Raw genomic sequence first — 20,983 nt, forward strand, 5'->3', positions numbered from 1 at the left:
TTTGCGGACGGTAGTTCGTGAAGAACGGTGTGTGACGACCACCTTCATCCTTCGTCAGGATGTAGGCTTCTGCCTTGAACTTTGTGTGCGGCGTAACAGAACCCGGATGTACCAGAACCTGACCACGCTCAATGTCTTCGCGGTTCACACCACGCAGCAGGCAACCAACATTGTCACCAGCTTCACCCTGATCGAGCAGCTTGCGGAACATTTCAACGCCCGTAACTGTCGTCTTCGTGGTGTCCTTGATGCCGACGATTTCAATTTCTTCGCCAACATTCACAACACCGCGCTCAATACGACCCGTGGCAACCGTGCCGCGGCCGGAGATTGAGAACACGTCTTCAACAGGCATCAGGAACGGCTGATCCTTCGGGCGTTCCGGCGTCGGGATGTACTCATCAACCGCAGCCATCAGCTCAAGGATCTTGTTCTTGCCGATTTCATCATCACGGCCTTCAAGCGCTGCAAGAGCAGAACCCGCAATGATGGGGATATCGTCGCCCGGGAAGTCGTAAGAAGACAGAAGCTCACGCACTTCCATTTCAACGAGTTCCAGAAGCTCTTCGTCGTCCACCTGATCAACCTTGTTCAGGAACACAACAAGCGCCGGCACACCAACCTGACGGGCAAGCAGAATGTGCTCGCGGGTCTGAGGCATCGGGCCATCAGCTGCGTTCACAACAAGAATGCCGCCGTCCATCTGCGCGGCACCCGTGATCATGTTCTTCACGTAGTCAGCATGGCCTGGGCAATCAACGTGGGCGTAGTGACGGTTTTCCGTCTCATACTCAACGTGCGCCGTTGAAATCGTGATGCCACGCGCCTTTTCTTCAGGCGCCTTGTCAATGTCGGCGTAGTCCGAAAACTCCGCGCCACCCTGCTCCGCAAGCACCTTCGTTATCGCTGCTGTCAACGTCGTCTTGCCGTGGTCAACGTGACCAACAGTCCCGATGTTCACATGCGGCTTGTTGCGCTCAAACTTTTCCTTGGCCATTTTTCTCTCGGACCTCTTATTCGTCGATCAAATCTGCGACCTGTCACCTGGTTGGCCGGGTCGCTCTGCCAGTAGTGGTGCCGGCGCTGGAAACAGCAGCGGCGCGAAATCAGTCTCATCTCATTTGGGCTCGAAATAGCCCGGATAGGTCGGGGCTCAAAACCAGCCCGGATTTGGGTGCCCAGCCCAAGCTGGAGCGGGTGAAGAGAATCGAACTCTCGTCGTCAGCTTGGAAGGCTGCTGCTCTACCATTGAGCTACACCCGCCCGGAACCAGCCTGTGTGTTGGGTCACATAAGAGCATACCAACACCAAACAGTCGTCATGTCTTCTCGAAGGGGATGGTGGAGGGAGTTGGATTTGAACCAACGTAGGCATAGCCAACGGATTTACAGTCCGTCCCCTTTAACCACTCGGGCATCCCTCCTTAAACCAACCACCCAGGAGCACCCCAAACACGAGGATTTCAAAGGTCCTTCAAGAAGTCCCGGCAACACATGTTCAGCTCAATGTTTCCCGGCAAAAACAGACAATCCATCTCATTCGGCCTACCTGGAGGAGAAGCCGACATATTGAAGAGTGTCGCTTATATGGGAAACAACGGTCCGAAGCGCCGCTGGTGGCGAGGAAATAGGCGTTTTTGCCCCCTCCTGTCAATGCCGGTATGAAGGCCAAACCGCCTGAATTCAGCCCCGGCAGCTCCTACCTGCGCACCCATCCAGCCACACACGCCAAAAATTGACCCTTCCGGCCGCTTGAACCGATTGCAGCGGCGCATTTTAACCGGTAGAGCGCTCCTATGAGTGATGACAGAAATTCAGGGCCAAAACGGCCTGCTTCAGGCAGATCGGGACGCGGCGGAAATGCCGGCGGTGACCGCAATCGCAGCAATCGGCGCGGCTCAGGCCCGCAGCGATCAGGTGCAAAGCGCACCGGTGGCAAAGGCGGAGAAGGCCGGAGCAACGCAGGAGGCTCAGGCCGCCAACACGCCGGACGCCCCCGTCAGGCCTCCCAGCAGATCGTGGACGGGCCGGACTGGCTCTACGGCGCCCATGCAGTGCGCGCAGCCCTGATGAACCCCAAACGTCGCCTGCTTCGCCTGATCGCCACCGAAAACGGCAGCGAAACCATTGCTGAGCCCGCCCGCCAGCGTGGCCTGCAGATCGAAAAAGCCGACAGCAAGGACATGGACCGCATGTTCGCGCCCGGCACAGTCCACCAGGGCATTGCCCTGCGCGTGGCCCCCCTGCCCGATCCGGTGCTGGCTGATATCCTCGGTGCCTCCAATGCAGCCGACGAGAACGGCGAACCAACCAAGCCGCTGGTGATCCTGGATCAGGTCACGGATCCCCAGAATGTCGGAGCCGTTTTGAGGTCCGCCGCTGTTTTTGGCGCGCGCGCCGTCATCGTCACCCGCCGCAACTCCCCACCCATTACCGGCACACTGGCCAAGGCCGCCTCCGGCGCCGTGGAACAGATGCCGCTGGTTCAGGTGCCAAATGTGGCGCAGGCGATTGCCGTGCTGCAGTCTGAGGGCTGGTTCACCGTGGGCCTGGAAGGCACCGGCGACAAATCACTCGCCCAGATGGACCTGACCGGCAAGATTGCGATTATTATGGGTGCTGAAGGCGCAGGTTTGCGCCGCCTCACAGCGGAACGATGCGACCTGCTGGCAAAAATCCCCGGCGAGCCGGGATTCGCGTCTTTGAACGTATCAAATGCCACGGCCGTGGCCCTTTACGAGATCAGCCGCCAGCGCGGATAAGCACCAAAATCAAAAAGTGTGGATTTCCGTCTCGCCAGAGGCCGATTTGCACGCTATACCGTCCGCGATTCAGGCGAACAGCCTTTGAGTCATGTGTGCCGGCTTAGCTCAGCTGGTAGAGCACCTGATTTGTAATCAGGGGGTCGGGAGTTCAAGTCTCTCAGCCGGCACCATTTTTCCCGAAATCCCCAAAATCCTGCACAATGGCGTTCCAAGCATGCGGGAGATCTAAAAGATGCACCATGTGACACGCGCAATCTGCGCGGTATTTGCGATGGTCTGGTGCTCAGTCGCACTGGCCGGCACGCCGGTATCCAGTACAGGCGGCCCTGACGTGGGCAGCAGGCCGAACTTTTTGTTCGTCGTCTTCGAAGACATGGGCTCACGCATCGGTGCCTTTGGGGATGCCGTTGCAACGACACCCGTGCTGGATGCTTTTGCAGCAGAATCCGTGCAGTTCGCGAATACGTTCACCACAGCAGGTGTCTGCGCCCCTAGCCGTTCGTCCCTCATTACAGGCGTGCATCAACAAGCCCTGGGCACCCAGCACATGCGCACCCGGTCACCCTCGGCTCTTCTCTCGTCGGGCGGCCCCATCTCCTACGACGCAGCACCACCAGCTGAGGTAAAAGCCTTTCCGGAACTCCTGCGAAAAGCCGGATACTACACATCAAACAACGGAAAGACCGACTATCAGTTCGGCGAGCCATTTACGATCTGGGACGATCAGGCGGCAGAACATCCCTGGCGAGGCCGCCCGGACGACAAGCCTTTCTTTGCCATGGTCAACATCCTGGAGACCCATGAAAGCACCATCTGGCCCACAGATGCGTTTTCGATGAACCCCCTGGTCAATATCGTCCGCTTACGGAATTTATGGACGCTCTCCGGCAAGGAGAAAGTGACGGATCCCGACAATGTGGACGTCCCGCCTTACCTGCCGGATACGCCGGTCGTTCGCGCCGATATCGCGCGCCACTACGATAACATTGCCTTTGCAGAAAAACGGCTGGCGAGACTACTGGATGATCTGGAAGCCGACGGGCTTGCGGACAACACCATTGTGGTTGTCACAACCGACCATGGCGACGGCTTTCCGCGTATGAAGCGAGCGATCTATGACAGCGGCATCAAGGTGCCCATGATGGTGCGGTTGCCTGATCACCGGGATGCCGGGATCAAACACGACAGGCTGGTCAGCTTTGTGGATATCGGCCCAACCTTCCTGAGTCTGGCCGGCGTCGATATCCCCGACTACGCCCGGGGACAGCCGCTGTTTACCGAAATATCCGATACCCCGCGCGAATACATCGTGGCGGGATCAGACCGGTTCGACGGCACCCTCGAACATCAACGCGCCATTCGCGATGAGCGCTGGAAATATATCCGCAACTACCGCACCGATCTCCCGTTCTTTCAGCCGCTCAATTTCCGAGACCAGCTGCCGACAATGCAGGAACTCTGGCGGCTTCATGAGGAAGGCAGCCTGACGCCAACACAGGCACAATCTTTTGCCACCCCACGCCCGGAAGAAGAACTGTACGATACAGTCGCAGACCCGCACGAAATCCAGAACCTTGCCGCAGACTCGGCCCATGCCGACACGCTGACGAGAATGCGCGCCGCCTATGACGCCTTTGCGGCCGACACTGTCGACCTCTCAAGCATTCCCGAAACCGAGATGATTGAGGCCATGTGGCCGGACATGCAACAGCCCGAAACCGCACCTGTCGTGTTTTCGGAAAGCGGCAGAAGTCTGATCCTTAGTTCAGCGACCCAGGGCGCATCCATTGGGTATCAGGTCGGTGAGAGCCCGCTCTGGCATCTCTACACAGGCCCTATCGAAATTGCGTCAGGCATGAGTATCACGGCGAAAGCCATCCGCTACGGCTATGCTGAAAGCACACCAACGCAATACATACAGGCGGAATAGTCGGGGCACGAGCCGATGGTCAGCGGCTGACAACTGCAAACTGGGCATAGCCACCCAACAATGGCGTCACCCGTGCCCGTCCATACGATCCAACGACGGCATCCAAACCTGACCGCGGCGTGACGTGGAACTGCTTGAGCCACCACATCAAGAGGCGGCTGAACCAGCGAGGCAGTTTTTCCTGCTGGCCAAAATCGACGACCAGCATTCGGCCATTGTCTGCTGTGGCAGCGTATCCACACGCCAGAGCCTGCTCCCAGGCCGGGATCATTGAGACGCTGTAAGAATAAAACACGCGATCAAAATCTGGACGGCCAAACAGACCTTGTGGGTCGAAGTCAGACCCGTCAGCCCGCGCGAGCCTGATGCGCTCCCCCAGCCCTGCCCGGTCGATTTCAAGTTGCGCCTTCTCGAGCATTACCTCTGAGATATCGAGACCGAAGAACAACGCATTGGGATAGCGCCGCGCCGCCTTGATGAGGTTGCGTCCGGTACCGCAGCCCACTTCCAACACACACCCACCCTGAGGCGGCTCGAGCTCACGGATCACACGGTCCCGACCCAGCAAATAGTATTTGCGGGTCAGGTCGTAAATGTGGCGCTGATAACGATAGATGGAATCCATCAGATCGCCGGTCGGAGATGTCACATCACTCATGCGGCGTCAGCCCTTGAAGACATACAGATGCATGCCGCCATATATCGCTGACCGATCGCGCTTGGAGTAGTCCAGGCTCTCCTCGGCCCGATAGTCCCAGCGTTCCAGGATGGCATCATCAACGCGGCCCGGCAGGATGGAAGGAGCACCTGCTGTTCGGAACACGACACGCGCACCAGGCAGCGCCGTGCGGGTGATCTCAGCCCAGAGCTCATTGAGCTGGGCATCCGTCATCCAGTCCTGCGCATCCAGCAATACATAGGCATCAAGTGCCGCGTCCTGCTCCTTGGTGAGCTGTTCGGTAAAGGAGCGATGGCAAACCTTCACCCTGTGGGCACGGTCGCGGATTTCAGCGTAGTGATCTGCCTGCAGATAGGGCGGCAACGGGCCGGACGGGCCGGATGCATATCCCCGCCCAAACGCCTGCCAGGCGAAATAGTTGTCTTTCATCTCAAAACCACAGGCGAGCTTCTCCAGCCGCGCCTTGAGAACAGCAGCCATGTCGCCATTGCCATCAGCAGCAAGGGCCTCGTACTGGGCCGGGGGAATGCCAAGACCATAAAGAGACATCTTTTTGGACGTCACCCAACGCACTAGGCGACGATCAAACAGGGGTGCAAGGGCCGTATCAAAAAACGTCCGCTGTTCGTCAATCGTCCGGGCCCAGACAATCTGACGTGGATCCGTACCATGAAGGCGAGCCATCCAGTGTGCCACGCCGATGAAGTACCCAAGCAAGCCATGGTGATATAGATCGCGGGAGAACAGTGAGATGCGCCGCTGCAGCATCAGATCGCGGCCCTCCCAGTATTTGCGACTCTCTTTATCCAGACGCTCCTGCACAAAACGCTTGTAGGCATTGACGTTCGCTCTGGCGTCCGCCTCCCCAAAGAACCGATAAAAGGCTTCATATGTCGGCATCCCTTGTGCAGCCGCCAGCTTCAGCCGCGTCAGCGCAAGATGAGCACGGTTGAGATCAACCGCGATGATTTCTCTTGGGTTTGCCGTCAGATAGGACAGCACATTGCACCCGCCCGATGCGATGGTCAGCATCCGCGAGTCCGGCGTCAGCGCTAACGCTTCGAGATCAACCGTAGGGTCTTCCCATATCTGCGGATAGACCAGCCCCTTGAAGGCGAAGGTGAACATCCGCTCCAGAAAACCGGCGCGCGACGCGGCGTCGTTTTGATGGACAGCGGATTGAAGGTTTTGACGGGTTTGCTTGATTGATGAAGGCGGCAAGGTGAACTCCTTGCAAGCCAAAATCCATGCCTATCAACAACCGACAGGGCCTGCGTGCCGCCGGGATGAATCACTAAGTTTCGTGATCTCGGTCAGTAGCAGGCAAGCCATGACGCTTTTGTCACAGGATGACATCGAAGCCGTGACACATTTACAGACGTAGCAACATGAAGAAGAGAAAGTTAGCCAACCTTAGACGCAGGCACCTTTTGCGGCCGACGGCGCGCCGATTTTGCCTTGGCTGATTTGAGCGGCAAGCTATCGTGCGGGCATTCGAACGCTGGCTTCAGTTTCTGTGTCACAGGTCCCACAGCTGGTCCGGTGACATAAAAAGTCCCCTCTTTGACCGCAGTCTTAAGCTCGTTCTTTGTAGATACGCCGTGCACATTGGCGGCACGCTTGCTCATGTTCACATGTTGAACAAACTCACCCAATTGCCCAAGCGCGGTGGCCCTAAGTCGCGGCTTCTCAGGCAGGGACAAGGTAACAGAGGTGACACCATTCGTAGCCGCCAAAGCCTTTCGCGTTACATCCCACCCCTCAAGAATAAGCACGATGTTGCCAAAGAAACCTTTGAGGGTGGCAAGTTGGTCTTCAAGGACGTGGGGCGACTTGTCGATGGGAATGTCCAGCAGTCGGATACCCATAAATTTGCGCAATCGTTTGGGGATCAACCGCGCGGCTTCGGCATAAGCAGCTCTGCCGGACACCGACTGCAAGGTCGTGTGGCTCAACGGAGCAATTATAAGGGCGCTGCGACCACGCTTTTCTAGTTTTTCAAGAGCCATGACACCGGCCTTCAACGCCGCCGTATCATAAGCAACCATTCGGGCGTCAGTATCATCCATGCGAAACTGCGTATGCAGTTCATGCTGGCTGGATGGGTTCTTACCTTCCCAGATTCCAACACAGTACGTGCTCAAAACCTCATGCCGCGCATCCCAAACAGGCAGAAAACTAAATACATCAAACGCCTGATCAATGTCGGGCTTGGGCTTCTTATCCGCTTTCCGGGACTTCTTACCGCGGCCTGCACTTGACACGTGTTTTCGACTTCCCGGTTTGCGGGAGCCATCGCCAACAACTTTATGAGTTCTGGGTTTCTTTGTGCTGCCCGGCGCAAGGACCTCCGTCACCTCAGCCTCAAAGCCCAGAGCCACATCCATCTGCTTGCCGAAAAACAGCTTCGCCAGCGCATCACACCCCTCGGCAATCTTCGCTGATGCGGTTTCAAAGTCGGCAGATCGAACGAGCACCATATAGGTCTCATCGCCCGTCCGTATAACTGTGTCTGAAGGGTCGAGAAGCTTACCGATGACCGTTTCGACTGCCGTCGTAACCTTGGCTTCCATGCGCGGCCAGTCGTCAGGACCGATGGCATCACGCACAGCGCCTAGGGAAATAATACCCAGCTTGGCGGACGCACCTGTGCCGCCGGCAAGATGCTGCGCAAGCGCATCTTCCCAGGACTCGGCTGACAGTTTCTTTGACTTTGCCATAGATGGCCCCGGACGCATGAGAACACCCTAGTGAGCCACACGAACCGTTAACGCCCTGTTTACGACGATGGTATTTTCAATCTAGGCGCGCATCCAGCGTGCACATGCCGCTTGATTGAACAAACCGAATGTCGCAACGCCGCTCCCGCTACTCGGCACCAATGCCCGCAGCGGCGACAGCGCGGCTTTCGTCAATGCCAAGTGCATCAAGCACACGCATCACGATGCCCGCTGCATCAAGACCTGCGGCTGTTACCTGCACCGAAGGCTTGTCATGGTCAATGTAGATGTCAGGCATGAAGATCGGAACAAACCGGGCATTGCCTGTATCCAGCCCCTGACGGGCCAGGCTGTCATAGACCAGCGTCGAGAAGCCGCCGATTGATCCCTCTTCAACGGAGATCAGGAGCTCATGGTTGGTGGCCAGCTGCTTCACCAGGTCATCATCAATCGGTTTCGCAAACCGCGCATCAGCGACAGTTGCTGACAGCCCCATGGCAGCCAGCTTGTCTGCGGCGGCCAGCGCATCCTGACGGCGGGCGCCATAGCTGAGGATGGCAATTTTGCTGCCTTCGCGGAGGACCACGCCCTTGCCGATTTCGAGGATGCGCCCCTGCTCAGGCATCTCGACGCCCGCCCCTTCACCGCGCGGATAGCGCAATGCAATGGGTCCTTCATCGAAAGCAGCCGAGGTCGCGACCATGTCTGTGAGTTCAGCTTCGTTGCCCGCGGCCATTATGGTCATGCCCGGCACGCAGCCAAGAAACGCCACGTCATATGCGCCCTGATGGGTCACACCGTCCGCACCCACCATACCGGCGCGGTCAATCGCAAAGCGGACCGGCAGCTTCTGGATCGCCACGTCATGAATGACCTGGTCGTAGCCGCGCTGCAGGAATGTGGAATAGATCGCCGCAAAGGGGCGCATGCCTTCTGCCGCCATACCGGCGCAGAACGTCACGCAATGCTGCTCGGCAATCGCCACGTCAAAATGGCGCTCCGGGAACATTTCGCCAAACTTGGTCAGACCTGAGCCATCAGGCATGGCAGGCGACACCGCTACAATACGCTCGTCCCGCTGCGCCTCTGAGATCAGCGCGTCGGCAAAAACCTTTGCGTAGTTGGGTGCAACGGGCGCTACCTTGTCCTGCTTGCCATCGGAAATGTTGAACTTCGAGACGCCGTGGTAGCAATCAGCAGATGCTTCCGCCGGTGCATATCCCTTACCCTTGCGCGTGATCACATGCAGCAGGATCGGGCCATCATGGTCGCGCGCTGCCGTCAGCACACGAACCATTTCATCCACATCATGACCATCAAACGGCCCCGCATAGGGCACGCCCAGATCATCAAACATGGTGGGTTGGTCAACAAAGCTCGGGAGGCCTTCTTCGGCAATGCCTTTGTCTCGCGTTGCTTCATCGGGCATGAAGCCGCGCAGCTCTGTCAGATAATCCGACAAGGCGCCTGCAGGCGGTGCAATCGACATGTGGTTGTCATTGAGGATGATCACCATGCGGCGCTTCTCAGAGCCGACATTGTTGAGGCCCTCAAAAGCCATACCCGCAGACATGGCGCCGTCACCGACAATGGCAACGACCTGGTTGTCGCGTTTCATGAAGTCACGCCCGGCCGCAAAGCCAAGCGCTGCTGAAATCGCGGTAGAGGAATGCGCGGCGCCGAAGGGATCAAACTCGCTTTCAGCACGCGACGTGAAGCCAGAAAGCCCCCCACCCGTGCGCAGCGTATTGAGACGTGACTTACGCCCGGTAAGAGCCTTGTGCGGATAGCACTGGTGGCTCACATCCCAGATGAATTTGTCGTCCGGCGTATTGAACACATAGTGGAGTGCAACAGTCAGCTCGACCACGCCGAGCCCCGCACCCAGATGGCCACCGGTTTGCGAGACAGCTTCAATCACTGCCTGCCGCACTTCGTCGGACACATGCACAAGGTCTTCCGGCGCAACACGGCGCAGGTCGGCCGGCATATCAATGCGGCTCAAGAAATCGGTCTGCTTCATCGGGGCGTGACCTTCGGCCATTCTCATATTCTCCAAAACAACACGGGACCTGCCGGGCTACTGATTGCGATCCACAACAAAACGCGCCACGGCACGCAACGTGTCCGCACTGGCACCAAACGGTGCCAGATGCGCACAGGCACTCTCCACCAGGTCTTCGGCCTTCTTTCGCGCTCCCTCAAGGCCAAGGAGCGTTACAAAGGTGGTCAATCCGTCATCCTGGCCAACGGGCTTGCCCACCTGTTCTTCCGTACCGGTCACATCCAGCAGATCATCTGCAACCTGAAATGCAAGTCCCAGATCTGCGGCATATCCGGCCAATGCCATCCGCTCACCTTCGCCGGTTCCCGCTAGAATAGCACCAGAAACGCACGAAAAGCGGATCAATTCGCCGGTTTTCAGCGCTTCAAGCTCTGCAATGGCATCATACTGCATTGTTTCGCGCGCTGGTGAGATGTCGATCATCTGACCGCCCACCATACCCGCAGAGCCAGAAGATTTGGCCAATTCAACCACGAGGGCTGCACGAACGGCCGCATCGCGGGACGTTGCAAACCCACCCAGAACCTCAAAGGCCTGAGTCAGAAGGGCATCACCGGCGAGGATCGCGATCGCTTCGTCAAAGGCCTTGTGGACGGCAGGACGCCCGCGGCGTGTATCGCTGTCGTCCATGGCCGGAAGGTCATCATGGATAAGCGAGTAGCAGTGCACCATTTCAACAGCACACCCCACACGCAATGCCTGCGCAGCCGGCACACCAAAGAGGCCGGCACTCTCCATGACCAGGAACGGGCGCAAGCGCTTGCCACCGGACAAGGCGGAATACCGCATCGCATCCACCACGGGTCCACGCGGACCCGCCACTTCAGGAATGAGTCGATCAAGTTCGTCCGACACTGACTTGGCAGCCGTGGTCATCAGGCCGTCAAGATCAACAGGCGTACCTGATACCGGGGCAGACATAGCTGCTTGCGGCTCACCTGGCGTTGTCGCCGGAGCCGCTGCTTCAATTGTCAAAATGCGCGCTCCCTACTCTGCCGCTGTGACGCGGTTCTCGGCAGTCTGATCTTCAAGGGCCGCGGCCTCCTTGGCGCGCTCCACTTCAATCTCTGCTGCCTTTTTTTCTACCAGCTCGACCAGATGGTCGATCATGCCATCATTTTCAATCTTGTGGTCCGCCAATCCCGAGACATACACCATGCCGGTGTTCTTGCCTGACCCGCCACCGGTAAAGCCGACATCGGTCATCATGGCCTCACCCGGACCATTCACAACGCACCCAATCACCGACAGTGTCATCGGCGTGGAGATGTGCTCCAGCCGCTTCTCCAGCGTTTCAACGGTCTTGATCACTTCAAAGCCCTGTCGCGAACAGGACGGGCAGGAAATGATGTTCACGCCGCGATGGCGAAGGTTGAGGGATTTGAGAATATCAAAACCGACACCAATCTCCTTGACGGGGTCAGCTGACAGCGAGACGCGAATGGTATCGCCGATACCCGACCACAGCAGCATGCCCATGCCGATGGACGACTTGATGGTGCCGGACTGAAAACCGCCCGCTTCCGTGATGCCGAGATGCAGCGGGTAGTCGCAGGCTTCAGCAAGCCCCTGATACGCGGCCACCGCCAGGAACACATCCGACGCCTTGACGGAAATCTTGAACTCAAAGAAGTCGTTGTCTTCAAGAATGCGCGCGTGATCCAGCGCGCTCTCCACCATCGCCTCCGGGCAAGGCTCGCCATACTTCTCAAGAAGGTCTTTTTCGAGTGAGCCCGCATTCACACCGATGCGCATGGCACATCCATGGTCCTTGGCTGCCTGAACCACATCCTTCACACGCTGGGCGTTGCCAATGTTGCCGGGATTGATGCGCAGGCATGCCGCCCCCGCCTCAGCCGCTTCGATCGCGCGTTTGTAGTGGAAGTGAATGTCCGCAACGATCGGCACATTCGACTGGGCAACAATCTGCTTGAGAGCCGCAGTCGAATCTTCATCCGGACACGACACACGCACAATATCTGCACCAGCGTCCTCAAGACCACGGATCTGCTCCATGGTCGCCTCAACATCCGGCGTGAGGGTGTTGGTCATGGATTGGACCGAGATCGGAGCATCGCCGCCCACAGGGACATTGCCCACATGGATTTTGCGGCTCTCTCGCCGGTAAATGTCTCGGTAGGGTCGAACGCTGCTCAAGGCTGCCGCTCCAATTCAGATCCAAGGTCGGTATTTAGATTTTACGTAGCGTAACCAGCAACGGATCGAAACCCGCGAATGGCCGCAGCGCGAACCCATACATAAGTCGTAAAATAATATGCTCTGTGCACAAGGGACAGGTCACAAATCAACTTTTCTTGGCAAAACTGTGATCTTTCAGGTCGTGGCAGAACAGCAACGGTTTGGAGAGGTGCTTCCACAATGCCCCATCAAAACTATGGTTAAGGCCCGCAAAAGCTAAAGAAATTTGACTGGCCGTGACTTGCACTGACCAAAGTCAGCCCCCACACTCTCCCTATATTCGGGGATTACATTCATTGACGGGTTTGAGGCGGAAACGCCACCCAAATCTGCAACCTTTTGACGGCTAGGCCTCTATCTCGAAAGACTGTTGAGACACATGGAACCGACGACAGATACTCAGCCCACTGAAGACACACAGCGCACCAAGCCAGTAATGACGGTTGTGCTCGCAGAACCACGCGGGTTTTGCGCAGGCGTCGAGCGGGCCATTGATGTGGTCGAGCGGTCGCTGGAGCGCTTTGGTGCGCCGATTTATGTGCGCCACGAAATTGTCCACAACAAGCATGTGGTTGATGACCTTCGGGCCAAGGGGGTCATCTTCGTCAAGGAAGTCGACGAGGTGCCTGTTGGTGCTGTTGCCATTTTCTCAGCACACGGCGTTGCCGAGCGCGTGGAAGAAGCAGCTGGCGAACGTGGGTTGAAAGCAATTGATGCCACCTGCCCCCTCGTGACGAAAGTTCATCGCGAAGGCCGACGTTACGCCGAAGAAGGCTATGACGTGGTGATGATCGGCCATCTTGGTCACCCGGAGGTCGAAGGCACGCTGGGGCGCATTCCCGGTAAGGTGCAGGTCATTTCTGAACCCGAAGATGTTGCGGGACTTGAAGTGAAAGACCCCGAAAGGGTCGCCTTCGTTACCCAGACGACTCTGTCGGTAAATGACACGCGCGACGTTATTGAGGCGCTCAAAACGAAATTTCCTGCCATCGTTGGCCCGGATGTTCGCGACATTTGCTACGCCACCCAGAACCGGCAAACCGCCGTGGCTGAAATGGCCAAGCACGTGGACATGATTCTCGTCGTTGGCGCCAAGAACAGTTCCAACTCAAATCGTTTACGTGAACTGGGTGAGACAATCGGTATCCCCAGCTACCTTATTGCCGACGCCGATGCCATGGAAAATGGCTGGATTGAAGGCAAAACACGCATTGGACTGACGGCCGGTGCTTCCGCGCCGGAGACCCTCGTACAGGGCGTGATCGAGAGATTGCGTGCGAGTTACGAGGTTGAGGTAAAATCGCTCAATGTGATCCGCGAAAATGTGACGTTCAAATTACCTCGTGAACTGCTAGATGATGCTGAACCGTCCCGCGCGGCAGGTGCCTGACACCCTCCCCGTTACGCACCAAGACCCGCCGAACGACAAACGAGCTAAAACCAGGAGTGACTGACAAGTGGCCGTACCCGTAAGACAGATGGCAATGGTTGGCGCCTATGTGATGAAGCAGCGCCTCATGGGCCGCAAACGCTACCCACTGGTGCTCATGCTCGAGCCGCTTTTCCGCTGCAACCTCGCCTGCCCCGGTTGCGGCAAGATCGATTACCCGGACGCGATACTCAACAAGCGGCTGTCAGCGCAGGAATGCTTTGATGCGGTCGATGAATGTGGCGCGCCTGTTGTGGCCATTCCCGGCGGCGAACCACTGATCCACAAGGAAATTGGTGAGATCGTTGAAGGCCTCGTTGCACGCCGCAAATTCATTTCGCTGTGCACCAACGCGCTGCTTCTGGAAAAGAAGCTGCACCTCTTCAAGCCGTCCCCCTACCTGTTCTTCTCCGTCCATCTGGATGGTCTTGAGGAAGAACACGACAAGGCCGTGGATCAGAAGGGTGTCTTCAAGAAAGCCATCTCAGCCATCAAGGCGGCGCAGGACGCAGGCTTTCAGGTCAACGTCAACGCCACGATCTTTGACAACATGACCGCAGATCAGGTGGCTGCCTATCTCGATTATTGCACCGATATCGGCGTCTCCATCACCATTTCACCGGGCTATGCCTATGAGCGCGCGCCGGACCAGGAGCACTTCCTTGAGCGCCGTCGCACCAAGCACCTGTTCCGTGACGTCTTCCGCAAGGGTGAAGAGCGCAAAAAGAGCGGCAAGAAGAAGTGGGCCCTGAACCACTCCTCCCTCTATCTGGATTTCCTTGCCGGCAATCAGCAGTACATGTGCCAGCCCTGGGGCATGCCCACGCGCAATATCTTTGGCTGGCAGCGTCCCTGCTACCTGCTCAACGAAGGCTATGCGTCCAGCTTCCAGGAGCTGATGGACGAAACCGAGTGGGAACAGTACGGCACCGGCAATTACGAAAAATGCTCGGACTGCATGGCGCACTGTGGGTATGAACCAACAGCCGCCGCTGATGCCGCAGCCCACCCGCTCAAGACACTGTGGGTGTCCCTGCGTGGTCCCAAGACATCAGGTGACTTTGCACCGGAAATTGACCTGAGCAACCAGCGCAAAGCGGTGTATGTCTACGACGAGCTGATTGAGAAGAAGGCCGAAGAGCAAAAGCTCAAAGACCTACATGACCCCAAGAAGACTCGGGACAAGGTCTCGGGCACAGCGGCCTAAGCTCTTGAACCCACGCGAACTGCCGGCGGCGAGACGTATCATCGCCGGCAGGTCCTGCGGCCGCAGCGCCAGCCTCAAAACAGTCGTCATCACCCGTATGTCGCCGCCTGGCCCAATGGCCCCGAGGGCAGCATGTGGCATGGAATGTTCGACCCCATCCGAGATGGCGCGCAGCGCCGCAAAGGGAATGCCCTTTTCCCGGGCCACAAACGCAACCGCTCCGCTCTCCATATCAACTGCATGAGCGCCCGTGCGGCGGCCAAGCGCCCGCTTGCTCGCTTCGTCTGAAACGACATCGCTCGCGTCAGCCATATCCACATGTCGCAGAACCAGTCCCGCGCGTGTAGCCGCATCTGAAAGCAACGGCATGAACACACGCGATGCTTCAATCCGGGTGTCGTCGCCCATGATGATGGCGCGAGCCAAAGCAATATCGCCGGGACGCAGGGCGTCGGTGATGGCGCCGGAGACGCCAAAACTCAAAAGCGACGTGCAGCCATGCTCCTCAATCAACTCTCGAGCGATGTCTTCCGCTCTGGCAGATGATGCCCCGGAGACGCCAACCTTCAGCCCCGCATCATCCAGCAACACGCCAAGCGATGCTTCTTCAGCCTTGACGCCACAGACGATACCAAGCCGTTTCATAGGGTGTGTTCCTTGGAGGAAGAAGCTGCCTGGATAACAGGCCGCAGTCAGTCGCTACATGCCGTAGGCGACATGCCTGTCATTGCTCTTCATCAGATTCTCGTATCGGGCGACGGCCCAAAGCGGGAAGTAAGCGGCATAGCCGTGATACTTGAGATAGAAGACCTTCGGAAAACCGGTCCCCGTATAGAGTTTCTCGTCCCAGCGCGCACCGTCACGCTTGGCGGTCTCGAGATAGGCAATGCCCTTTCGGACTTCCTCAGACTCCACTTCACCGGCAGCCATCAATCCAAGTACAGCCCAGGCGGTTTGCGACGCTGTCGATTCATGCACTTCGCTTTTGCGATGTTCATGATAGGTAGCAAGATCTTCGCCCCAGCCGCCATCGGCGCGCTGGCGCGCCTTGAGCCATGCAACAGACCGCTGCACATATGGCGCCGACATGTCCTCACCCACTGCGTTGAGGGCACAAAGAACGGACCACGTACCGTAGATGTAGTTGGCACCCCACCGGCCCCACCAGGAGCCATCGTCCTGCTGGTCACGCTTGAGATACTTCACGCCCAGCGCAATTTCCTTGGCAAACCGGTCCTTGTCCAACTGCGCCAGGAATGACAGGCAACGCGCTGTCACATCTTCTGTAGGCGGATCAAGAAGAGCGCCGTGGTCTGCAAAGGGAATGGAGTTCAGATAAAAATGCTCGTTCTCAGGCTCAAAGGCCCCCCAGCCACCGGAAGAGGATTGCATCCCGACAACCCACTCAGCCGCCCGCTCAATGCTCTCATTGTACTCAGGCTTGCCCGTGCGGTGCATGGCCATGGCAACAACCGCTGTGTCATCCACGTCGGGGTAATAGTCATTGTTGTACTGAAACGCCCAACCACCCGGACGAACATCAGGACGGCGCACAGCCCAGTCGCCAACAACATCCAAAATCTGCTTGTCCTTGAGCCAGTCCAGCGCGCCATCAAGTTCCTTGTCGCCAGCTTCAAAACCCGCTTCCATCAGCGCGTGAGAGGCCAGACACGTATCCCAGACCGGCGACACACAAGGCTGGCAGTAGAGCTCTTCATCTGTCTCGACCAGCAACCGCTCGATGGACTCCTTGGCGATCATCAAATTGGGGTCGTCCTTGGGATATCCTAAAAGGTCATAAGCCATGACTGAATTGGCCATCGCCGGGTAAATGGCACCCAGACCATCCACGCCATTGAGCCGCTCGGTGAAGAAGTCCACAGCCTTGTCGACTGCCCGCTTGCGGAGTGACTTGGGAAAGGCCGGCTCACAGAAGCGTAGAACCTTGTCGAGTACCAGGAAGCAGTCACCAACAAATGTCCCGTTCGGGTTGATGTTGTAGACCTTCTCGTCCTCAGGCGGCGTTACAAACAGTTCGTGGATGTTGATGCCCGTGGGATTGCGCGCCTCGGCCTTGAGCGAGCACAGGATCAGCAACGGTGCGATCACCGTGCGGGACCAATAGGCAATCTTCGACATGTGGAAGGGAAACCACTTTGGCAGCAGCATCACTTCAACAGGAATGACCGGCACCCCACGCCAGGGGATTTGGGCAAACAGGGCCAGCATGATGCGCGTGAACACGTTGGCTTTGGACGCCCCGCCACGCGACAGCACCCACTCACGGGCCTTTGCCATGTGCGGCGCATCGATGTCCTCGCCGGTCAACTTCAATGCCCAATAGGACTTGATGGTCGCGGAAATATCCCCGTCCCCATCCTGAAAGAGCGGCCAGCTGCCGTCTTCGTTCTGAATACGCTTGAGATAATTGGCAATCTTCGCTTCCTTGGCGGGATCAACCTCGTCAAGAAAATGCTGAAGCAGGACGTATTCGGACGGAATGGTTGAGTCAGCCTCGAGCTCGAAAACGATGTGGCCATCGTCACGCTGCATTTCCAGCAACTGGTCAGCCTGCGTCTTGATGAGCTCCTCGCGGGCCAGCCGCTCCGCTGCGCCATCGGTGTCAGATGACGGACCAAATTCAACAACAGTCACTGCTGGTACCCAATCCAAGAGTTAGTCTGAAAAAATTGTGCAGCGCGATAATAGAGCGCCAGCGCTTGCTGCGGCAAGCACGGCCTCACGGCCTAGTCCGCATCCATGCGGGAAAGGGCGACATCCGCTGCCATTCCGCCGGACCGGATGGCACCTTCAATGGTGGCTGGCAGCCCGGTATCGACCCAATCCCCTGCCAAAAGCAGGTTTTCAAACGCGGTTTTGGTGCCCGGGCGGCGCGCCACACTTTCAGGTGATTGATCAAACGTCGCCCGCTTTTCCTTGATGATCTTGCCCGCAACATAGTCACGATCAATCAGACCAAGTGCAAAACGGGTTTCTTCCCAGAACAGCGGCAGAAGCTCATCATTGGGACGATCCACCAGATCCCCGGCCGCCGAGACCGTCAGGCTGACGATATGCCCGCGCACAAAGGCCCAGTGGGCATGGGCATTGATCAAACCAATAACGCCGACACCGTCTGGTCGTGGCGCCGGACGCTTGAGCTTGAAATGCACATTGATGATTGTCTCGCCTTCGCCCGGCACCTCGATACCCGGCACCACAGCTTTCGCGCGCTGCGGCGGCACGGCAAGAATGACCGCATCATGTGGATGCACGGTCACCGTCTTGTCCCCAAAGGACAATGAGGTGATGCGTCCATCTTCATGTTCAAAGGAGCGAAGCCGGGTGTTGAACTGAACCGGGCGGTTGGTCCGCCCGAGCATCCGCACCGCCGGGTCAATGAACGCCGAGCCGAGGCCCTTCTTGGCCGTCAGAGGACGGCACGCCTGCTCACCCTTCAAAAAGGTCTCACGCATCACCGGCCACAACAGTTTTGCGGACCCTTTTTCCGGCAGCGTGTTCAAGACAGCCACCACCATGGGCTCCCAGAAACGCTGGAAGAGCGTGCCACGTGTCGGCAACAGGTCTGCAACTGTTTGATGTGGCTTTGCAAAAGGCAGCTTCAGGCCTGAAAAGTAATTGAACAGGCGAGTGTCAGGCACGCGTCGGTTTGCTGAGGCAACCCACCAAGGAATTGGTCCCCAGTTGGGCTTCAGCGTCCACCGCTCACGCGTCTTGGCATCAATAAACGGGAAAGCAGCTTTGTCAGGGCTGGACATTGCGTCACTGGACCCGATCGCATCCAGATAGGCCAAAGCGGATTTGTTGCCGCTCAGGACAAGATGATTGCCGTTATCAATGACGTGATCGAGGGTCTTGTCGTAATAGGACCGGCACCTCCCACCTGCATGGCCTGCAGATTCATACACCTGCACGGGTACGCCTGCGCCTTCAAGCCGGACGGCCGCGGACAATCCGGCAAGTCCGGCACCGATGATGTGAACTGTGGGCATTAAGTCAGCTTCCCTTCACGGCACCGCGACGCGGCGGCAGGAGGAGATACCGAAGGGCGATACCAAGCTTGGCTGCCTTGCCCAGCTTGACCGGTTCACCCATTGCAAAATCACGTTCTTCCATCACCCGCAAATAGCGCTCATAGACACCCATCATCAATAGCGCCGGGCGCACCTCACGCCAATTGAGGTGCGTCAAAAGCGCCTGAGTTTCACCGAACCAGCCCCTCGCCTCACGCCCCAGACGTCGCGCCACGTCCTGAACCGCGTCATGACCGGCAATTTCATGGGGGTCACGGGTGGAAATGCCACATTCGTCGAGAAGCTCCGATGGGAGGTAAACCCGGCCCATTTCGGCATCTTCCTCCACATCGCGAAGGATGTTCGTGAGCTGCAGAGCATTTGCAAGTGCGATGGCGAACCGATCCTCGATATCCCCCCGGCCAGCGCCGAACACGGGCATGGACAGCAGGCCGACCGCACCGGCAACACGGCGGCAATAGGCCATGAGGCGGTCATGACTTGGAGCAACAAGCGGCCCCTCAACGTCCATCACCATGCCTTCAACCAGCATTTCGAACTCGTGACGGTCGAGGTCAAAGCGGCGGATAGCGGGAACCAGGGCCACACCCACCGGTGTTTGCGGCGTCGATTCATAGCAACGTGCAATCTCGTCGCGCCAGGCAGCAAGACCGATCATCCGCTCGTCGTAGGTCCCCCCCTCGTCCGCCACGTCGTCCACTTCACGGGCAAAGGCGTAAATCGCGTACATCGCTTCACGTCGCTCACGCGACAGGATGCGCATTCCCGCGGCAAAGGACGTGCCCGACCGCTTGACGATTTCCGCTGCGTGCCGGGCCGCATCCTCAGCCGCCATGCCAATGCCTGCGGTTCCAAGAACAGACGTCTCAGGCATCCTCTGGACAACATGATCCGTCATGTGGATTCACCGTCGGGCAGCCGGCCCTTGCCGCCAAAGAAGAAACCGCTCACAGCGCCGGTAATACCCGCAACGAGGAAATCGAGTTTGGTAAGCTTCACGCGCGTGGCAAGCGGGTCACCGACCCGAAGACGCTGCGCCAGCCGACGGGCAAGTCGAATAATGATTTCAGACTCCATCGCCAATCTGCGCGAGGTCAGGGCCCGAGGAAGGTGCGCGGCCAGGGCAAGCTGTGCATCCGTATCATCAAGCACCCGATCAATAACTGCGCGCAGTCCCGGTGTGAGCTCCTTGCCATACAGATCCGAATGGCTTGCGCCGGCGGCGGCGAGCCAGGCATCCGGCAGATAGCACCGATCCATCGTCATGAAGTCTTTCCCGCAATCTTGCAGATGGTTCACCAGCTGAAGTGCAGTGCACAACCCATCTGAGTACGGATAGATTTTTGCGCCCGCGTCTGGGCTTCCCTCATGCAGGTCCACAAGAAACCGCCCCACCGGATCCGCTGACATCCGACAGTACCCGTGCAGCTCCTCAAGCGAAGCGTAACGACCCTTCTCAGCGTCCTGACGAAATGCATTCAAAAGCGCACGGGGATGGCGCACGTCATGGCCCTGCTCAGCGAGCATGCGAGCCAATTCACCCCCACGTGTGGTGTTGTCAGCATGGAGCAGGCTCTGATCCATGACATCAAGACGCTCCAACTTTTCAGATGGCGAAAGGCTTGGATTGTCTGAAATGTCATCCGCAGCTCGGGCGAACCCGTAAAAGCTGGCAATCACCGGCCTGAGATGCGCGGGGAGCAGGACCGATCCAACGGGAAAATTCTCATCCCCGGCACCCTTCCCTGACGGGGTTTCAGCCCCTGACGCATGGAGGCTGCTGGCGGATTTAGCCGCGCTGGCATCTTGGATATCCATGAGGTGGAAAGGTGCCTTTGTTCTGCCCGATCCGGGCGACTGGATTCGGTTGTGGGCGCACGCTATCGCGTCCCACATTCGGCGGCAAGAAACGCAGGCGTGAACAGCCCAAAAGCC

The 20,983-nt window shown here is 57.9% G+C and carries 16 protein-coding genes and 3 tRNA genes; 5 read left to right on the forward strand and 14 right to left on the reverse strand.

Annotation, left to right across the window (positions count from 1 at the left end; all coding sequences use genetic code 11):
* The 3 genes from tuf to BN1012_RS08545 all read right to left on the reverse strand — a co-directional run.
* The coding region (gene tuf, locus BN1012_RS08535; RefSeq protein WP_043949301.1) for an elongation factor Tu at positions 1–997 on the reverse strand (997 nt) is incomplete at its 3' end.
* A gap of 192 nt (positions 998–1,189) precedes the next feature.
* A tRNA-Gly gene (locus tag BN1012_RS08540) sits at positions 1,190–1,263 on the reverse strand.
* A gap of 75 nt (positions 1,264–1,338) precedes the next feature.
* Positions 1,339–1,423, reverse strand: a tRNA-Tyr gene (locus BN1012_RS08545).
* Between the two features lie 372 nt (positions 1,424–1,795).
* On the opposite strand from BN1012_RS08545, the gene rlmB reads away from it, so the two are divergent.
* The 3 genes from rlmB to BN1012_RS08560 all read left to right on the forward strand — a co-directional run bounded on the left by rlmB (position 1,796) and on the right by BN1012_RS08560 (position 4,694).
* Positions 1,796–2,761, forward strand: a complete 966-nt coding sequence (rlmB, locus tag BN1012_RS08550) for a 23S rRNA (guanosine(2251)-2'-O)-methyltransferase RlmB (protein ID WP_052534859.1) — start codon at positions 1,796–1,798, stop codon at positions 2,759–2,761.
* Positions 2,762–2,858: 97 nt separating this feature from the next.
* Positions 2,859–2,934 (forward strand) — tRNA-Thr (locus tag BN1012_RS08555).
* Between the two features lie 62 nt (positions 2,935–2,996).
* The gene (locus tag BN1012_RS08560; RefSeq protein WP_081826296.1) at positions 2,997–4,694 is read left to right on the forward strand and encodes a sulfatase family protein; all 1,698 of its coding nucleotides are present in this window, start codon (positions 2,997–2,999) and stop codon (positions 4,692–4,694) included.
* A gap of 19 nt (positions 4,695–4,713) precedes the next feature.
* Here BN1012_RS08560 and BN1012_RS08565 read toward each other — a convergent pair whose 3' ends face one another.
* The 6 genes from BN1012_RS08565 to ispG form a co-directional block, all read right to left on the reverse strand.
* Entirely contained in the window at positions 4,714–5,352 is a 639-nt protein-coding gene (locus BN1012_RS08565; protein ID WP_043949302.1) for an SAM-dependent methyltransferase, read from the reverse strand.
* Between the two features lie 6 nt (positions 5,353–5,358).
* On the reverse strand, positions 5,359–6,594 hold the full coding sequence (locus BN1012_RS08570) for a BtaA family protein (RefSeq protein WP_043949303.1): 1,236 nt from the start codon (positions 6,592–6,594) through the stop codon (positions 5,359–5,361).
* A 182-nt stretch (positions 6,595–6,776) separates the two neighbouring features.
* Entirely contained in the window at positions 6,777–8,093 is a 1,317-nt protein-coding gene (locus tag BN1012_RS08575; protein ID WP_043949304.1) for a hypothetical protein, read from the reverse strand.
* 148 nt (positions 8,094–8,241) lie between these two features.
* The gene (gene dxs / locus BN1012_RS08580) at positions 8,242–10,143 is read right to left on the reverse strand and encodes a 1-deoxy-D-xylulose-5-phosphate synthase (protein ID WP_420887261.1); all 1,902 of its coding nucleotides are present in this window, start codon (positions 10,141–10,143) and stop codon (positions 8,242–8,244) included.
* Between the two features lie 30 nt (positions 10,144–10,173).
* Positions 10,174–11,133, reverse strand: a complete 960-nt coding sequence (locus BN1012_RS08585) for a polyprenyl synthetase family protein (RefSeq protein ID WP_244442883.1) — start codon at positions 11,131–11,133, stop codon at positions 10,174–10,176.
* A 12-nt stretch (positions 11,134–11,145) separates the two neighbouring features.
* Complete coding sequence (gene ispG, locus BN1012_RS08590) at positions 11,146–12,315, reverse strand: flavodoxin-dependent (E)-4-hydroxy-3-methylbut-2-enyl-diphosphate synthase (protein WP_043949305.1); 1,170 nt, start codon at positions 12,313–12,315, stop codon at positions 11,146–11,148.
* A gap of 421 nt (positions 12,316–12,736) precedes the next feature.
* Here ispG and ispH point away from each other — a divergent pair, with 421 nt between their 5' ends.
* Positions 12,737–13,747 (forward strand): 4-hydroxy-3-methylbut-2-enyl diphosphate reductase, encoded by a 1,011-nt coding sequence (gene ispH, locus BN1012_RS08595; RefSeq protein WP_043949306.1) that lies wholly within the window; start codon positions 12,737–12,739, stop codon positions 13,745–13,747.
* A 67-nt stretch (positions 13,748–13,814) separates the two neighbouring features.
* Positions 13,815–14,993 carry an adenosyl-hopene transferase HpnH gene (gene hpnH / locus BN1012_RS08600; RefSeq protein ID WP_043949307.1) on the forward strand — a complete coding sequence of 393 codons (1,179 nt, stop codon included), beginning with the start codon at positions 13,815–13,817 and terminating at the stop codon, positions 14,991–14,993.
* Here hpnH and BN1012_RS16825 read toward each other — a convergent pair.
* From BN1012_RS16825 to BN1012_RS08625, 5 genes are all read right to left on the reverse strand, one after another.
* On the reverse strand, positions 14,943–15,638 hold the full coding sequence (locus BN1012_RS16825) for a phosphorylase family protein (protein WP_052534868.1): 696 nt from the start codon (positions 15,636–15,638) through the stop codon (positions 14,943–14,945). The two genes, hpnH and BN1012_RS16825, sit on opposite strands and share 51 nt — an antisense overlap.
* Before the next feature lie 54 nt (positions 15,639–15,692).
* Positions 15,693–17,648 (reverse strand): squalene--hopene cyclase, encoded by a 1,956-nt coding sequence (gene shc, locus BN1012_RS08610; RefSeq protein ID WP_043949308.1) that lies wholly within the window; start codon positions 17,646–17,648, stop codon positions 15,693–15,695.
* A 92-nt stretch (positions 17,649–17,740) separates the two neighbouring features.
* Positions 17,741–19,006: a hydroxysqualene dehydroxylase HpnE gene (hpnE, locus tag BN1012_RS08615; protein ID WP_043949309.1), complete on the reverse strand. Its 1,266-nt coding sequence runs from the start codon at positions 19,004–19,006 to the stop codon at positions 17,741–17,743.
* 4 nt (positions 19,007–19,010) lie between these two features.
* Complete coding sequence (hpnD, locus tag BN1012_RS08620) at positions 19,011–19,946, reverse strand: presqualene diphosphate synthase HpnD (RefSeq protein ID WP_052534870.1); 936 nt, start codon at positions 19,944–19,946, stop codon at positions 19,011–19,013.
* Positions 19,943–20,866 (reverse strand): squalene/phytoene synthase family protein, encoded by a 924-nt coding sequence (locus BN1012_RS08625; RefSeq protein WP_043949310.1) that lies wholly within the window; start codon positions 20,864–20,866, stop codon positions 19,943–19,945. The genes hpnD and BN1012_RS08625 overlap by 4 nt, the downstream gene beginning before the upstream one ends.
* Positions 20,867–20,983 lie beyond the last annotated feature (117 nt).

Origin of the sequence: Candidatus Phaeomarinobacter ectocarpi (assembly GCF_000689395.1) — a bacterium.
Classification (GTDB): Bacteria; Pseudomonadota; Alphaproteobacteria; order CGMCC-115125; family CGMCC-115125; genus Pyruvatibacter; species Pyruvatibacter ectocarpi.